The 18,641-nt window shown below is 45.8% G+C and carries 10 protein-coding genes; all 10 read left to right on the forward strand.

Translation table 11 applies throughout. The features are described from left to right. Positions 1-68 precede the first annotated feature (68 nt). The 10 genes from D0T66_RS03550 to D0T66_RS03595 all read left to right on the forward strand — a co-directional run bounded on the left by D0T66_RS03550 (position 69) and on the right by D0T66_RS03595 (position 18,637). Entirely contained in the window at positions 69-2,060 is a 1,992-nt protein-coding gene (locus tag D0T66_RS03550; RefSeq protein ID WP_163355676.1) for a sialate O-acetylesterase, read from the forward strand. A 17-nt stretch (positions 2,061-2,077) separates the two neighbouring features. After that, on the forward strand, positions 2,078-4,357 hold the full coding sequence (locus D0T66_RS03555) for a GH92 family glycosyl hydrolase (RefSeq protein WP_163355678.1): 2,280 nt from the start codon (positions 2,078-2,080) through the stop codon (positions 4,355-4,357). A gap of 209 nt (positions 4,358-4,566) precedes the next feature. After that, positions 4,567-8,016 (forward strand): TonB-dependent receptor, encoded by a 3,450-nt coding sequence (locus D0T66_RS03560; protein WP_255489700.1) that lies wholly within the window; start codon positions 4,567-4,569, stop codon positions 8,014-8,016. A gap of 13 nt (positions 8,017-8,029) precedes the next feature. Then, a complete protein-coding gene (locus D0T66_RS03565; protein ID WP_163355680.1) occupies positions 8,030-9,853 on the forward strand; it encodes a RagB/SusD family nutrient uptake outer membrane protein in 1,824 nt (607 codons plus the stop codon). Positions 9,854-9,887: 34 nt separating this feature from the next. Continuing rightward, a complete protein-coding gene (locus tag D0T66_RS03570; RefSeq protein ID WP_163355682.1) occupies positions 9,888-10,694 on the forward strand; it encodes a DUF3823 domain-containing protein in 807 nt (268 codons plus the stop codon). A gap of 105 nt (positions 10,695-10,799) precedes the next feature. After that, positions 10,800-12,959: a GH92 family glycosyl hydrolase gene (locus tag D0T66_RS03575; RefSeq protein ID WP_163355684.1), complete on the forward strand. Its 2,160-nt coding sequence runs from the start codon at positions 10,800-10,802 to the stop codon at positions 12,957-12,959. A gap of 44 nt (positions 12,960-13,003) precedes the next feature. Further along, positions 13,004-14,140 (forward strand): glycoside hydrolase family 130 protein, encoded by a 1,137-nt coding sequence (locus tag D0T66_RS03580; RefSeq protein ID WP_163355686.1) that lies wholly within the window; start codon positions 13,004-13,006, stop codon positions 14,138-14,140. A 119-nt stretch (positions 14,141-14,259) separates the two neighbouring features. After that, positions 14,260-15,801, forward strand: a complete 1,542-nt coding sequence (locus D0T66_RS03585) for a family 43 glycosylhydrolase (RefSeq protein WP_163355688.1) — start codon at positions 14,260-14,262, stop codon at positions 15,799-15,801. A gap of 143 nt (positions 15,802-15,944) precedes the next feature. After that, a complete protein-coding gene (locus D0T66_RS03590) occupies positions 15,945-17,327 on the forward strand; it encodes an SGNH/GDSL hydrolase family protein (RefSeq protein WP_163355690.1) in 1,383 nt (460 codons plus the stop codon). A 302-nt stretch (positions 17,328-17,629) separates the two neighbouring features. Continuing rightward, complete coding sequence (locus D0T66_RS03595) at positions 17,630-18,637, forward strand: glycosyl hydrolase (protein WP_163355692.1); 1,008 nt, start codon at positions 17,630-17,632, stop codon at positions 18,635-18,637. Positions 18,638-18,641 lie beyond the last annotated feature (4 nt).

Raw genomic sequence — 18,641 nt, forward strand, 5'->3', positions numbered from 1 at the left:
TTTGGTGGAAAAATAGGGCTGAGGCGTCCTACTATAAACACATTGTTATATTCTTAAATAAATAATCCATGAAAAATAGATATCTCATTCTATTTCTGTTTCTTATATCGACTATTTCTTTGTCGGCGCAAGTGAAGTTATCCCCGTTGTTTTCGGATAATATGGTTTTGCAGCAACAAACCGATGCACCTTTCTGGGGTAAAACCAAGCCGAAGAAGCAAGTGAAAATCACAACCTCGTGGAATAATAAACAGTATACGGTTCAGGCTGATGCACAAGGAAACTGGAAAACAACAATCGAAACGCCGTCAGCGGGAGGGCCATATACCATCACCATTTCGGATGGAAAGGTCGTCAAGTTAAATAATGTGATGATTGGCGAAGTCTGGTTGTGTTCGGGGCAATCCAATATGGAAATGCAGGTCGAAGGCTGGGGAAAAGTCAATAACTATCAACAGGAATTAGTCGAAGCTCAAAAATATCCCAATATCCGCCTATTGAATGTGGAAAAAGCAATCAGCACCGTTCCTCTAAGCGATTTCAAGGCTGCCGGAAACGGCTGGCAAGTCTGCTCGTCGGAGACGGTGGCGAACTTTTCGGCGGTAGGATATTTCTTTAGCCGCGATATACATAAATATCAGAATGTGCCTGTCGGTATCATCAACTCCTCGTGGAGCGGGACGATTGCCGAAGCGTGGGTAAGCGGCGAGTCGCTCGAAGCGATGCCCGATTTTGCCGAAGCTGTAGAACAAGTCCGCAGCTTCCCCGAAGATAAAGAGAAACAAGGTCTATTTTACCAGAATCAGCTCGAGAACTGGAAAAAATCCGTAGATAATAAGGATAAAGGTGCAAAGAACGGCTCTCCCGTATGGGCTGCTTTGCAGGCAAACGATGATGATTGGGATGAGATGAAAGTCCCCGGATTTATGCAGGATCAAGGGCTGCTGGGCTTCAATGGTATTGTCTGGTTTCGCAAAACGATTGATATTCCTGCCAACTGGGCAGGTAAAGAACTCACGTTGAATCTGGGCGCAATCGACGATAATGATTTTACTTACTTTAATGGTGTCGAAATCGGCTACACCGAAGGCTGGATGGCTAATCGTACCTACAAAGTTCCGGCAAACCTCGTGAAGGCGGGCAAAGCTGTTATAACTGTCAGAGTGATAGATACAGGCGGTTCGGGCGGCATCTATGGCGAACCGAAGAGTATCTATATCGAAGCAAGCCCTTCCGACCGTCAGCCATTGGCGGGTAACTGGAAATATAAAGTATCACTGAACGTGAATGACTTGCCGCCTATCCCGGTGGATGTGCGGGAAAATCCTAATTCGGTTACATTGCTATATAATGGCATGCTGAACCCGATTGCACCTTACAGCCTCAAAGGGGCTATCTGGTATCAGGGCGAGGCCAATACTGGGCGTGCCTATCAATATCGCGACTTGCTGCCGTTGCTCATCCGCGACTGGCGCAGGCAGTGGGGAACAAAGTTACATTTTTATATCGTGCAGTTAGCCAACTTTACCAAACTGCAAACCGAGCCTGTAGAATCGACTTGGGCAGAACTACGCGAAGCACAGACACGGACGTTGAATCTGGAAAATACAGGAATGGCAGTCACCATCGATATAGGCGAAGCAGACGATATACACCCGAAGAACAAGCAGGATGTTGGGAAGCGTTTGGCTTTGGCAGCCCGTGCAAAGACTTACGGCGAAAAGATTCCGTATTCGGGTCCTATGTTCGACTCTTATAAAATAGAAGGAAACAAAATCAGAATTTATTTCAGCCATACCGACGGCGGATTGAAAACCGCTAATAACGAGTTGCTCCGAGGCTTTACTATTGCCGGATTGGATCATCGGTTTCATTGGGCAGATGCCGTTATCGAAGGCAATTCGGTTGTCGTTTCTTGTCCGCAAGTGGTTTTTCCTGTGACGGTTCGCTACGCATGGGCTGACAATCCCGTTTGCAACCTCTATAATGGAATAGGCCTGCCTGCATCCCCTTTCCGCACCGACGACTGGCCGGGCGTGACATCGAATAGTACGAAATAATATCACATATAACTACCATGAAGAAAAGAATTTTATTCATTATTACTACATATCTGTTCGTTGCAATAGCCTCTTTTGCCCAGCAGAAAGATTTGGTGCAGTATGTCAATACGTTGCAGGGAACGGACTCGCATTTCGGGTTGAGTTATGGAAATACCTATCCCACTACCGGCATGCCCTATGCCATGCATACATGGTCGGCGCAGACAGGGCCGAACGGCGAGGGGTGGAAATATCAGTACTTTGTCGATTCCATCCGTGGATTTCATCAGGCGCATCAGTGCAGCCCGTGGATGAGTGACTATGCTGTTTATTCGTTTATGCCTGTGCTGGGCGATTTGGTTGTCAATCAGGAGAAAAGAGCGACTAAATTCAGCCATGATAACGAGATTGCTAAGCCACACTATTATAAAGTGACGCTTGATAATGGCATCACTACCGAAATGGCTCCTACAACACGGGGAGTGCATCTGCGCTTTTCGTTTCCATCCAAAGGGGATGCCTATTTGGTGTTAGATGGCTATACGGCGATGAGCGAAATCAAAATAGACCCTGCCAAAAGGCAAATATCGGGCTGGGTAAACAATCAGCGCTTTGTCAACCATTCCGAGAACTTCCGCAACTACTTTGTGGTACAGTTCGATAAGCCTTTCGAAGCATACGGAACGTGGGAGAATGAAAACGATGCGATCTTCCCGAACCAGACATCGGGCGAAGGCAAAGGCTATGGTGCATATATCAAGTTCAAAAAAGGAACGAAAGTGCAGGCAAAAGCAGCTTCGTCCTATATCAGTCCCGAACAGGCATTGGTTACGCTGAATGCCGAACTGGGGAAGGATAAAAACCTTGAAGTAACCAAAGCTCGTGGATTCAAGACGTGGAACGACCTCCTGAACCGTGTAGTTGTAGAGGGCGGAACGGAAGAGCAAACACGGACATTCTATTCGTGCCTGTTCCGTGCCAATTTGTTCTCGCGCAAATTCTATGAGCGTGATACCGATGGAAACCCTTATTATTACAGCCCTTACGATGGTAAAATACATTCGGGCTATATGTATACCGACAATGGCTTCTGGGACACCTTCCGTTCGCAGTTTCCGCTGACGAATATCCTGCACCCTACCATGCAGGGACGTTATATGAATGCCTTGTTGGATGCGCAAGACCAATGCGGCTGGTTGCCGTCGTGGTCGGCTCCGGGCGAAACGGGCGGAATGCTTGGAAACCATGCTATTTCGCTGTTGACCGATGCCTGGGCGAAAGGTATTCGTACATTCGATCCCGAACGTGCGCTGAAAGCCTATGCACACGAAGCGATGAATAAAGGCCCTTGGGGTGGGGCAAATGGGCGTGCCGGCTGGAAAGAATATTTTCAGTTGGGTTATGTGACCTATCCCGAATCGATGGGCTCTACGGCGCAGACATTGGAGTATGCTTACGATGATTTCTGCGGCTACAATCTGGCGAAAATGACGGGTAATAAGTTCTACGAAGAAGTATTTGCCAAGCAGATGTATAACTATCGCACAGTATTTGACGCGTCTACCGGCTTTATGCGAGGGAAAGATTTGAGTGGAAACTGGGTAGAGCCTTTCAATCCCTACGAATGGGGCGGGCCATATTGCGAAGGCAACGCCTGGCACTATAACTGGTCGGTATTTCACGATGTGCAAGGGCTGATTGACTTATACGGCAGCGATGCTAAATTCACGCAGAAAATAGACTCTGTTTTCACTGTGCCTAATACGGTAATCCCCGGAACTTATGGCGGAATGATTCACGAAATGGAAGAAATGGTTTTGGCCGGTATGGGACAATATGCGCATGGAAACCAACCTATACAGCACATGATCTATCTGTACAGCTATGCCGGACAACCATGGAAAACGCAATACTGGGCTCGTCAGATTATGGATCGGTTGTACAATTCTTCGGAACGGGGTTATCCGGGCGATGAGGATCAGGGTGGAATGTCGTCGTGGTATATCCTGAGTGCATTGGGTATATATAGTGTTTGTCCGGGTACAGATCAGTATGTGATTGGCAGTCCTGTTTTCCCGAAAGCGACTATCACGATGGAGGATGGAAAGAAATTCGTTATCGAAGCGAATAACAACAACCGCGAAAACGTCTATATCCAATCGGCTACATTAAACGGAAAACCTTTGAATAAAAACTATATAACCTATAGCGATATCGTCGATGGCGGAACTGTCCGTTTCGAGATGGGAAGTCAGCCGGACAAAACGCGCAACACGTCGAAAGATGCTGCTCCGTTCTCTCTTTCAAAAAAATAGCAACTTGTTTGGGGGTATATTGGAGGATAATCGTTCCTATGGTAATTAACATAGGGTAACATCTATTATGTAAATTTTGAAATCAGTTAACTAAAATAATAAACCTTAAAACCTAATCTATGAATGAAACATGAATCATCCTGAAGCTCAACAGCCAAAGCCACATACGGCTTTACCTTAAAAAATGATTGTAATATTTAAATCTAAAAATGAAGAATATGCTTTTATCTTACAACTTAGCAAAATCTGGAATAATCAAAAACAGGTTGCAGATAGTATGCTTTATCCTGGTTTTTGCATTATCGGGATTTTCCAATCTTTCTGCGCAAAGCACCAAGAACCCGGAGGCTGAAGTAAATGTGTCGTCCTCCAAAACACTGAATAACTTATTCAAAGAAGTAGAAAAGCAAACAGGCTACAATTTTGTCTATTCGAAAGAAGATATAGATAAAAATACAAAGCTTAAAACTACTCTTCGGAACGGAAAACTGACGACTGTCCTGAACGAGGCTTTTGCTCCGTTAGGGCTTTCCTATCATTTTTCGGATAACTATATCTCGATAAGCTTGTCTACTGCTACGTCGAAAGCTAACCAGCAGCAAACGCCTTCGGGAGATGCCAAAGGGAAAGAAATAGAAATAACGGGAACGGTACTCGATACCAATAACGAACCCATCATCGGGGCATCTGTAGCCGAAGAGGGAACGACAAACGGTATACAGACCGATATCGATGGTAACTTTACTCTGACAGTTCCTGCTAATTCGAAGCTACGTATAACATACGTGGGATATGCTACGCAAACGTTAGCTGTGAATGGACGCACTAATTTCCAAATTGTAATGAAGGAAAACCAACAGATACTCGACGAAGTAGTCGTTGTCGGTTATGGTGTGCAAAAGAAAGCGACGTTAGTCGGTGCTATCTCTTCCATCAAGGGAGACAATCTGGCCAAAGTAAGCCAGCCTTCACTCAAAGCGAGCATGTTGGGTAAAGTATCAGGTATCCGCTTCCAGCAGACGAATGGCGAGCCGGGTAATGATGGCGGTACATTCGACATCCGCGGATACGGCGATCCGTTGACAATCGTCGATGGCGTAGAGCGTCCGTTTTCGCAAATCGACCCGAACGAAATAGAGTCGGTGACAGTGCTGAAAGATGCTTCGGCAGCTGTATACGGTTTCAAAGGTGCGAACGGGGTTATCATCATCAAGACCAAACAAGGTGCAGACGGTAAACCGAGAATCAACTATAGCTACAACATCGGCTTGCAGTCTCCTGTGAAGAATCTCAATATGATGGATGCATACGAGTATGCTTACTTCCGCAACGAAGCGTTACGTAATGCCGGACAAGCTCCTAAATATACCGATGCGGAACTGGAAAAATACCGTACAGGTTCAGACCCTAACTATCCGGCTACAGACTGGTACGACGAAGCGGTGCGTTCTGTGGCAACAAAACAGCAGCATAACCTGAATATCAGCGGAGGATCGGATGCGATTAAATACTTCTTCTCGTTCGGTTATCTGACGCAGGACGGTATTTTGAAATCGAGCCAATCGTTTGACCGTTACAACTTCCGTTCAAACATCACGACAAAAATAACCTCGAAACTGACTGCCGAAGTCGGTTTGGGCGGACGTCTCGAAGATCGCAACTATCCGTACTATCTCGGCGACGAAGGAATGAAGGTTTTCAAAGCCATCAAGGCAAATGCGCCGAATGTTCCTATATATGCCAACGATAGCAAAAATCACTATTACAATTCCGACGGAAACGAACTCAACCCGATTGCTATGCTCGACCGTGGCGCAACGGGATATAAAGATCGCCGCGATTTGGAATTCAATAGCCAGATTGCCCTCAACTATGAGATTATAAAAGGATTGACGGCAAGAGCATTTGTGGCTTTTGACTATACCGATGCAAGGAAGAAGGAACTAAAAAGAGAGTTTACGCAATATACTTATGACGTTATAAATAACAGCTACGTGCCTTACACCAGAGTGGCAAAAGGCGAACTCTATCAGGAAAGTCATCCGTATTATAAGACCGACCAGCAATACCAGTTGACTTACAACGGCAAGTTCAACGAAGTGCACAATGTGGGTGTTATGGGACTCTTCCAGTGGAAAGAAGTACAGGACGACTGGTTCAGCGGAAAACGCCTCTATTCGATGACTACCGGTATAGACGAACTGGATAAAGGAGACGTCGACGGGCAGGAAGCGAAAGGAAATGCCGGAGAAGTGAAATACGGCGGTTTTGTAGGACGTTTCAACTACGACTACATGGGTAAATACCTTGCCGAATTTACATTCCGCTACGACGGATCATCTAAAACATCGCCTGATCATCGTTGGGGATTCTTCCCTTCGGTATTTGCCGGATGGAGAATTTCGGAAGAGCCATTTGTCAAAGAGGCGGTTCCGTTTATGGATAACCTCAAGCTGCGCGCTTCATGGGGACGTACGGGAGACGACAAAGACCTGAATGCGAATCAGTTTACAAGTGGCTGGCTATTCCCTGAAGGAAGCTATATCTTTGGCGGATCGGGCTCAGGTACAATTACTTCGGGACTGAAAGAAGCGAATCTGGCCAACCGCAATATATTCTGGTATAAGGTGAAGACGACCAATGTCGGTTTCGATGCCGATTTCTGGGACGGAAAACTGGGTATTGTATTCGACTATTTCTATCGTAAAACGACCGGAAAATATGCTACACGCGGATTATCGCTTCCGACAACAAGTGGATTCCCATTGCCGCAGGAGAACCTGAACAGCGACGACAATCGCGGCTTCGAATTGAGTATCAGTACCAGACATAAGATAAATGACCTTCAATTCGAAATCAGAGGAAACCTCGACTATGCACGGGCAAAGGATTTGCACATCGAACAAGCTATGGCACTCAATCAGTATCTGGCATACCGCGATCCGAGCAAAAGCGCTTATCCTGACCGCTACAAAAATATCACATGGGGATATGTCGCTATAGGTCAGTTCCAGTCTTACGACGAGATTTACAACTCGCCTATACAGGACGGAAAAGCCAACTCGTCGCTTCGTCCGGGAGATATCAAATACCGCGACTTGAACAATGACGGCGTAATCGATGAAAAAGACGAAAAGGTTATCGGTAAAGGTCCTTTCCCTGATATTACTTATGGCCTGAACATCAATGCTAATTGGCGTGGTTTCGACTTGGATATTCTTTTCCAGGGAGCGACAAACTATATGCAGATGCCGAACTCGTACAAAAACACCTGGATTGGTCCGGGCGAAGGTAACGGATTCAGCCTGTGGAAAGACAGATGGCACAAAGCCGATTACAACGATCCCAACAGTGCATGGATTCCGGGTAAATACCCTTCACTCCGTTCGTCGGACAATGCCAATAACTCACGCAACTCTACCTTCTGGGCTACAGACGCTTACTATGTTCGTCTGAAAAGCATCGAATTGGGCTATACAGTGCCGAAGCATATTGTAACCAAATTGGGATTGCAGAATGTGCGGGTATATATGAATGCATACAATCCGCTCACGATTACCAATGTGAAATATACAGACCCCGAAGCCGTAGAAGGATGGATGAGTTTCTACTATCCACAAATGAAAGTATATAGTTTCGGAATAAATGTAGGTATCTAAAAAACGAAAGAAGATGAAAAAAATAATATATAGTTTAATCGTTACTGTTTCTCTCGCCTTCTTTGCCTGTGACTTTGACACAAAAGTTACAGATAGACTGGAAGAGGGTAAGGTATGGAATAATGAAAAATTAGTTGTTGCGGCCTTGGCCAATCTCTATGACAACCTGCAGGTTGAGCAGAATCCCTCCTATTTTGACGGTTGGGATGTATGGAATCATAATCTGATAACCACTTCCGACGAAGGTACGGGTGCCTATCAAGCAGGAGACCTCGGGACAGGCGATGTTGCCCGTGCCAACTTCAACGACGAATGGTTCGGATACTGGAAAGACGGCTATGATCGTATCCGCTCCTGCAATATATTCATGTATAAGTTGGAAAATGCTTCTATCGACGAAAGCCTGAAAGCTGCATATATGGCAGAAGCACGTTTCTTGAGAGCATTCCAGTATTTCAGCCTTGCAAAACGTTACGGAGGAGTGCCGCTTATCACCGAAGTGCAGGAATATAAAGGAATCTCCGATTTGGCTCAATTGCAAGTACCTCGCGACAAGGAAGAAGTTATCTGGAGTTTCATCATCGACGAAATCGACGAAATTGCAGCAGATCTACCTGTTAGGCGTGATGATATTTATCGCACACGCATTACCCGTTCGGGAGCCTTTGCTTTGCAATCGAGAGCGGCATTATATGCCGGATCTATTGCCAAATACGGAACAGTACAACTGGGTGGCATTGTGGGGGTAGATCCCGGACGTGCCAACTACTTCTGGGGCAAATGTGTGGATGCGTCTGATAGTGTATTGGTTCTGGGGCAACACTCTTTGTATCAGGTATATGCCGATAAGACCGAAAACTTCCAAAAGATGTTCCTCGAAAAAAGAGGTAACAGCGAATACATCTTCTGGAAAGAATTCTCCGCACCACTCAAAGGGCACTCTTTCGACCTGTTGACCGTTCCTTTCAGTTTCACACAAAACGGTTACGGATGCGGTGTAACACCTACTTTGGATTTGATCGAAGCATTTGAATATACCGATGGAACTCCGGGAACGCTGAAGTTAGTAGACGGAGGCGGCAACCTGATCAAATACAATCATCCGTTGGATTTGTTTGCCAATAAAGATCCCCGCCTGCGTGCGACGTTCTACCTTCCTTATGACGACTGTCGCGGAGGTGTTATAGAAATTCGCAGAGGTATTTATGATGAGTCGTTCATCGGTAATGCCCGTTTTGTAACCTCCGGTAATCCGGATGCAATTTACGAACCTATACCGGGTGGAACAAGAATGCGAATCTTCGGGAAAGATGGTTTGTGGGATACAGGCGATGTGGGTAAGACAGGTTTCTACGAAAAGAAATTTGCCGATGAATCGTTGACCGATATCCGTGGCGAAATGTCGGATGTAGCATGGCCTATCTTCCGCTTGGCTGAAATCTATCTGAATAAAGCCGAAGCCTCGTTCGAACTTGGTCAGGCGGGTAATGCCCAGACTGCCCTGAATATGGTGCGCAACCGTGCAGGCATCAGAGCGTTGACTGTGGGGGAAGTGACTATAGACCGTATCCGCAACGAGCGCCGTGTGGAACTGGCATACGAAAACCATCGTCATTGGGATTTGAAACGCTGGAGAATAGCGCACACCGTATTGGCTGATTTCCCTACTAATGCACTCTACCCTTGGTATGTATGGCAGGATGGTAAATTCGTCTTCACTACAGGCAAAGCGCCTAAACCGAACAAAGTATTCCAAGTGAAAAACTATTATATCAAAATCACCGATACAGATATGGGTAGCAATCCTAAGTTAGGACCGAATAACCCAGGTTTCTAAAACGTTGTGTCATTTTAAATTAAATAATTAGCATATGAAACAATTTGTATATATACTCATTTTAGCATTGGGAGTGATAGTATTGCCAAGCTGCGATGACGATAACTATAGCGAACCGAACTCGGGAATAAAAGGACGGATTATCGATGAGGATACTTCCGAGCCTGTTCCGATGCCTGTGCAAGGTCATGGAAGCTCTGTGAAAATAAGGATGTTCGAGAAAGACCGCCTTCACTCCACAGGAGCAGACCATTCTGAAATGCCTGTCGACTTCAATGCGCAGATGGATGGAACGTACAGCAACACATGGATGTTCAGCACCGACTATCTGGCAACTATCGAGCAAGCCAACTTCTATCCGATAGATACAATAGCCGTAACGCTCAAAGGCGGGAAGATTACCGAATACGATATTCCGGTAACGCCTTACGCCCGCGTCGAAGTAGTATCGGCCAAAATCGTTCAGGTAGTAACCGGAGGGGCTCTTACGCAGCGCGACCTGAAAGTTACGTACAAAATAGACCGTAGCCGTCACGACTATAAGATACAGTCGGCTTTCCTCGCATGGCATTTAAGCCCGTACATCGACAATGCTTCGGGTAACTCGTCGGGCAAAGCATCGGTAGATTATAGCGCGACACCCGATGCCGGCTTGCTGAACGTAAATCTGATTCAGACATACGACTTGTTGAATGACGGTACATTCAACGATGTTGTGAATAAAGCCATTATAAAAGGGAACGAGAACCGCATATTTGTGCGGATAGGTGTATCTACCAACGGAAAAACGAACTATACAGTATCCGTTCCGGTGACAGTCTCTTTCCTAAGCGGCGAATAAAATAGGTGTGGATAACTAAATAGATAAGATTATTAGTAATTAGGCCTGTGTGATAAGGATATTGTTATTCTTATCACACAGTAATTAAAAGGGAACAGTAAAATTATGGGTATATCTAAAAAGATTAAATTGGTTTTTGCAATCGCTTGTCTCTTCTTCATTGCAGGGAAAAGTGTTGCTTCAAATATCGATTATGCTTCAAAGGTTAATACATTAATTGGGACAAAAGGTTCAGGATGGGCATCGGGATACCTCTATCCCGGTGCCACCCATCCTTTTGGGATGGTACAGTTTACGCCCTCTTATTTCTCCAAGCAGTCAGGATTCGTTATCAACCAGTTAAGTGGTGCGGGCTGCGACCATATGGGCAACTTTCCAACCTTTCCATTGAACGGTGAATTGACGGTTTCACCCGATAGCATTATCAATCTGCGCGTGAATGTGTCGGACGAGAAAGGCTCGGCCGGCTATTACGAAGCAACCGTACAAAATAACATAAAAGCCCGCCTGACCGTGACCGAACGTACAGGTATGGCGAGCTATTTATTTTCTCAGGACGAAACAACAGGAACAATCATCATAGGCGGAGGAGTTGCCGCCACCGATATTTCGCAGGCGGCTATTGTCATCACAAGCCCCAACAGCTGCGAAGGCTATGCCGACGGAGGATTTTTCTGCGGCATACCCACTCCGTACAAAGTATATTTTGTCGCCGAATTCGATGCCGATGCCACTTACAGAGGCACATGGAAAGACGGGCGGCTGATGCCGAATACCACCTTTTCCGAAGGGCGTCATTCGGGTGTATTCTTCACATTCGACGTAAGCAAAAAGAAAACAATACAATATAAAATCGGCGTATCGTATGTCTCTGTCGAAAATGCACGGCAGAACCTGAAAGCCGAAAATGCAGGATGGGACTTCGAAGCGACGAAGAACGAAACCGTTGCCCGATGGAATCACTATTTAGGCAAGATTGAAGTGGAAGGTGACAACCCCGACCGCATAACGCAATTCTATACGCATCTCTATCGCACGATGATTCACCCCAACGTTTGTAGTGATGTAAACGGCGAATACATGGGTGCTGACGGCAGGATTTACAAGACTGAATCGAAATATTATACCTCGTTCAGCAACTGGGATACTTATCGCACACAGACGCAATTGATAGCCATGCTGGCACCCGATGTGATGTCGGATATTGTCGTTTCGCATCAACTTTTTGCTCATCAGTCGGGAGGGGCATTCCCTCGCTGGGTGATGGCGAATATCGAAACGGGCGTGATGCAGGGCGATCCTACACCTATTCTGATTTCGAATGCTTATGCCTTCGGGGCGCGCAACTACGATCCACGCTCTATACTGAAGGTGATGAAATACAGTGCCGAAGTGCCGGGCGCTAAATCGCAGGATATAATAGCCCGCCCGGGTTTGCAGCAATATATGGAGAAAGGCTATTACAATGCCTCCATCCAGTTGGAATATACTTCTGCCGATTTTGCCATTGCTCAATTTGCGCTGAAAGCCTGTAACGACGAGCCGGTGAGCTGGTATTATTTCCATCGGGCACGCTCGTGGAAAAACCTCTACAATCCGGAAACAACCTGGTTGCAATCGCGCTACGAAGACGGTTCGTGGAAACCGCTGACGGAAGACTTCCGCGAATCGACATACAAAAACTATTTCTGGATGGTTCCGTATGATCTGAATGGACTGATTGAAATCATCGGCGGAAAAGAAGTTGCCGAAAAGCGATTGGATGACTTGTTCAGGCGATTGGATGCCAGCTACAACGATGATTGGTTTGCTTCGGGCAACGAACCGAGCTTCCAGATTCCGTGGATATACAACTGGGTAGGACGCCCCGATAAAACACAGAATATCGTCAACAGAGTACTCAACGAGCAATATTTCAATAAGATAGATGGCCTTCCGGGCAACGACGACTTGGGCTCTATGGGGGCGTGGTATGTATTTGCCTGTGTCGGTCTTTTCCCCGAAATACCAGGAGTAGGAGGATTTTCGCTCAATAGTCCTATCTTTTCTTCGGTGAAGATTCATTTGCCCGAAGGCGATGTTGTAATTAAAGGCGGTTCGGAGAAGAATATTTATATAAAATCGTTAAATTTGAACGGCAAACCGTACGAAAGTACCTGGATTAGCTGGGATGACCTTTCGCGCGGAGCTACGCTGAATTACACGCTCGTAAACAAACCCGACAGGAAGTGGGGTACGAAAATTGCCCCGCCGTCATTCGAATGATACTATTACAGCAACATTATATTCATAAGAAAACACGAAAAAGAATGAAAAAAGTTTTATTGCATGTAGCCCTTGTGTTGTCGTCACTTTTGATGATAACATCTTGCGAAACAAAGAAACAGACCGAATCGGGCGATTACCCCGATTGGGCATGGATAGGCTTCGAACGCCCCGACGGAGTGAATCCGGTCATCTTGCCGAATCCTTCTACCAAGTTCTATTGCCCTATAACGAAAGACTCCGTAGATTGGGAATCGAACGATACGTTCAACCCTGCTGCCACTATCTATAATGACGATATAGTCGTTTTATATCGCGCCGAGGACAAATCGGGCGAAGGCATCGGAGGGCGTACCTCGCGTCTGGGCTATGCCTGGTCGAAAGACGGTTTGCACTTCGAGCGTAAGACGACCCCCGTATTCTATCCCGACAATGATGGCCAGAAAGAACTGGAATGGCCGGGTGGCTGCGAAGATCCACGTGTGGCGATGACGGAAGACGGCATGTATGTAATGCTCTATACGCAATGGAACCGCCAGCAGGCACGATTGGCGGTAGCTACATCGCGCGATTTACAGAAATGGACAAAATATGGCCCTGCCTTTGCCAAGTCTCACGGAGGCAAGTTTGTGAATGAGTTTTCCAAATCGGCGTCTATCATTACAAAAGTAGTAGACGGCAAGCAGGTTATCGCTAAGATAGATGGTAAATACTGGATGTATTGGGGCGAAAAATCAGTGAAAATAGCTTCTTCCGACGATTTGGTCAATTGGGAAACAATGCTCAACGAGGATGGGACATACAAAGACCTCTTCAAACCGCGCGAAGGAAAATTCGATAGCGATTTGACCGAATGCGGGCCTCCGGCAATCATAACAGACAAAGGTATTTTGTTATTCTATAACGGAAAGAACAGCGCAGGAGAAAGAGGAGATAGCAATTATACGGCTAATTCGTATTGCGCCGGACAAGCCTTGTTCGACCTGAACGATCCGACCAAATTGATAGGGCAGTTGGATAAACCTTTCTTCAAGCCTGAAATGGATTTCGAAAAGAGCGGACAATATCCTGCCGGAACGGTATTTATCGAAGGATTAGTCTTTCATCAGGATAAATGGTTCTTGTATTACGGTTGCGCCGACTCGCGTGTGGCAGTTGCCGTTTATGACCCTGCAAAGTAGAAATAACAGAAATTTGTAAGGTTTTTTTCATACTGGATATGAGTTTGATATGATTTTGCATAAGATATTTACTATCTTCGCCGTATCAAACTCATATTGTTTCACTAATGCCCTTTTTTATGAAGAACCTCTTTTTACTTTTATTTCTTACATTATCATTGAGCCTTTCCGCCCAAGAGCAGGGATATTTCAAAAACCCTGTAATCAGAGGCGATATAGCAGATCCGTCTATCATCCGCATCGGAGACGTTTTCTATGCAGTCGGCACCTCCTCGGAATGGGCGCCGTTTTATCCGGTATTCGTTTCGCTCGACCTTGTCAACTGGAAACAGACCGGACACGTTTTCGATAAAAAGCCCGAATGGACATCCAACTCGTTTTGGGCGCCGGAATTCTATTCTCTTAACGATAAAGTCTATTGTTACTATACAGCGCGCCGTGCCAGCGATGGTGTATCGTACATAGGTGTGGCTACAGCCGATTCGCCGACAGACGAATTTACCGATCACGGTCTTATTGTAGAGTACGGAACGGAAGCTATCGATGCGTTCATTTACGATGACAACGGACAGCTCTATATCAGCTGGAAAGCCTACGGATTGGATAAACGCCCGATCGAAATAACTGCCTCCAAACTTTCGGCCGACGGTTTACGCCTCGAAGGTGAACCGTTTACCTTGTTGCGCGACGACGAAGGCATCGGCATGGAAGGACAATACCACTTCAAGCATGGCGAATACTATTATATCATCTATTCCCCTCATAGCTGCTGTGGCCCGGGTAGCGACTACGATGTATATGTAGCCCGCTCGAAAAGTTACAGAGGCCCTTACGAGAAATATGCCGGCAATCCTATCCTGAAAGGTGGAGGTGTCGACTTTATTTCTGCCGGACACGGAACAGCTGTCGAGACGGAAGACGGACGCATGTTTTACATGTGCCACGGTTACCTCAAAGGCGACGGCTTCTATAACGGCAGGCAGCCTATCTTGCAGGAAATCTTTATGGGACCAGACAAATGGCCTCATTTTACAACAGGATATCTTGCATCTGTAAACGAATATATGCCTTTTGACGGTGTGGTTCAAAAGCCGGTGGAGGATTTTGCTGACGATTTCGAAAGCTCTGTTCTGAAAATAGATTGGACTTGGAACTACCCCTATTCGGACATTCAGACAAAAATACAGAAAGGAAAACTCTCGCTGAACGGAACACCTAAAGACGACAACAAATATGGCACGGCATTGTGCCTACGCTCTCAAACGCCGAATTATTCGTACGAAACACAAATCGTTAATAAAAACGCGTCTTTCAAGGGATTAACCATGTATGGCGATGATAAAAATCTTGTCCTTTGGGGGATTCAGGGGGGTAAAATCGTCTTAAAGCTGGTACACAACGGTGAAGAAAAAATTCTGCACGAAGCTGCCTGCAATTGGAAAAACCCATATCTGAAAGTTGGCGTGGAAAAAGGTTATTTGCTTTCTTTCTATCAAAGCAAGGATGGCGAAAACTGGGAGAATATATCCGAGGCCGCCCTCGATGCACGTTCCCTTGTCCGTTGGGATAGGGTAGCCCGTCCGGGATTGATTCATGTAGGCAATGCGAAGCAACCGGCTGAGTATTCTTACTTTAAAATGACCAATTTAGGCGCAGAATAATTTTTTATCTATACTACAAGCAACTGGAGGAATTATCCGAAGCTGAAAGTAACAAGGTGAAAAATGCCCGAAATGTGTATACTTATGTTACTTTTTACTAAAAGCTATCTGATAATCAGTATAATAAATAATATTACATTACCATGAAGAGAATAATTCTTTCAGTTGCAATCTTTATTAGTTTTACCCTTGCTATGTTTGCCCAATCCGTCAAGCCTTTTCAGGATGGCGACAGGGCTGTTTTTCTGGGGAATAGTATCACCGATGGAGGCCATTACCACTCCTATATCTGGCTGTATTATATGACTCGTTTCCCCGATATGAACCTTCGAGTGCTGAATGCAGGAATCGGCGGCGATACTGCTCACGATATGTATAAGCGCTTGGATGGGGACGTATTCAGTAAGAACCCTACCGTTTTGATGGTTACTTTCGGGATGAACGATTCGGGCTATCACGAATATAACGGAGACAATGCCAAAGCCTTTGGCGAGGGGAGATATAGTACCTGCTACAAGAACTATCAGTTGCTGGAAAAACGGCTGCTGGGATTGGAAAATACCCGCATCGTGCTGATAGGAAGTAGTCCGTATGACGAAACTGTCGAGATAGAAGATAATACACCTTTCCGTGGGAAGAATGCCGTGATGGAGCGCATTGTCGCTTTTCAGCGCGATGCAGCGAAAGAGCATAACTGGGAGTTTACAGACCTCAACGAGCCGATGATGGCTATTAACCGGCGCTTTCAGCAAAAAAATCCCACATTTACCATTTGTGGCAAAGACCGCATTCACCCCGATAATGATGGGCACATGGTGATGGCGTATATCTTCCTTAAAGCGCAGGGATTTTCCGGAAAAGAAGTGGCAGGTATAGCGATAGATGCGAATAAAGCGACAGTCCTCGAAGCTGCCAACTGCGAGATAACAGACGTGAAGAAATCTGGTCGCGATTTAAGTTTCGACTATTTAGCCGGCTCTTTGCCTTACCCTGTCGATACCATAGCACGGGGCTGGGGCGCTCAGAAAAGTCAGGCAGGAGCATTGAATATCGTTCCGTTTATGGAGGAGATGAACAGAGAAATGCTGACAGTCAAAGGGTTGAAAGGAAAATACAAATTGCTTATCGACAACGAAGAAATCGGCATCTGGACAGGCGACCAGTTAGCAAAAGGCATCAATCTGGCAGCAGAGACTAAAACGCCTCAGTATCAACAAGCTTTGGCTATCATGTACCTTAACGAGACGCGCTGGGAAATTGAGCGTACTTTCCGCGATTATGCGTGGATGCAGTTTGGTTTCATGCAACCCAAAGGATTACTTTTTGCCAACAATAGGGCAGCCATAGAGGCGATAGATAAGCATAAGGCAGAAAATATCTGGGCGGGCATCCACCGCGAAACGTATGCTAAAATGATGCATCCGGCTGTGCGCGAAGCGCGCGAAAAAGAGATGGAAATACTCATTGATAAGATATACGAAATAAACAAGCCTGTTAAGAGGACGGTTGTTCTAAGGAAAATCTAAGACTCTTTCGGCTTGAATGACTAAAGAGATAGCCCTGCCATCGGAATACGGCGGGGCTATTTTCGTGTTAGCGTTCGGATAAAGGAATAATAAAGAGGTGTCTCAAAATTGTAATTTTCGGTCATTCTTGCTATATTTGGTGGATTTTGACCGGAAAGTGGGGATAATAGGCATTTTTGTGTTATACGATTAGGCTTTTATCTATTTATTTTGTTGGGTGGAATATTGTGCGCTTCGGGCTGCTCTTGTTCCATTTAACTTTTAAGTATTGAATTCGTATATCTAAAAATTAAAACCAACCAATGAAAACATTCTTAACGATTATCCTATTATTCTCTGTCCTAATCCCGCTTGGCGTTCAGGCGCAAGCAGTTCCTCCGGCTCCGCTATATCGCGATCCTATTACCGACGGGGCGGCCGATCCGTGTATTGTGTATAACCCTGCCGAAAAAGCCTGGTGGATGCTGTATACGCAACGGCGTGCGAATGTCGAAGCTGCCGATGTAGCCTATTGCTACGGCAACGAAATAGGTATTGCCTACTCCGAAGACAATGGAAGGACATGGCGATACAGAGGAACATTGGACCTTGAATTCGAAAGAGGAAAGAATACCTTCTGGGCACCCGATGTAGTATTGCACAATGGTGTATATCATATGTTTGTTTCCTATATTCAAGGGGTAGCTAATCATTGGAGCGGAAGGGCAGTGATGATGCACTATACCAGCACCAACCTTTGGGACTGGAAGCACGAAGGTCCTGTGAAGTTACCCAAAGATGACGTGATAGATGCTACCCTTATCCAACTGCCGAACGGGAATTGGCGTATGTGGTACAAATGGGATAGCAAATCATTATATGCCGACAGCAAGGATTTGTATACATGGACAGGCGATGCCAAACCGGCTGTGAGCGACGAGCCGCACGAAGGTGCTAAGGCTTTCAAATTCAAGGGATCGTATTGGTTTGTGACCGACGAATGGCGTGGCATGGCGGTCTATAAATCGAGCGACTTGCTCAACTGGAAAAAGCAGAAAGAGCGCATCCTCGAAACACCGAGCAACAGAAAAGATGACTATCCAAGCGGTTCGCATGGTGATGTAGTCGTTGTTGGCGACAAAGCTTACATCTTCTACTTTACGCACCCGGGACGACGTTTCCATACGAAGGATTACCATGACAACAATGGCAATATCCCTTACGAAATGCGACGTTCGTCTATTCAGGTGGCCGAGCTGGAAGTTGTAGACGGCGAATTGGTTGTAAAAGACCGCGATAAGCCGTTCCATATTTATTTGCCTAATACCTAACAAA

The organism is Dysgonomonas sp. 25, from assembly GCF_010501075.1.
GTDB lineage: Bacteria > Bacteroidota > Bacteroidia > Bacteroidales > Dysgonomonadaceae > Dysgonomonas.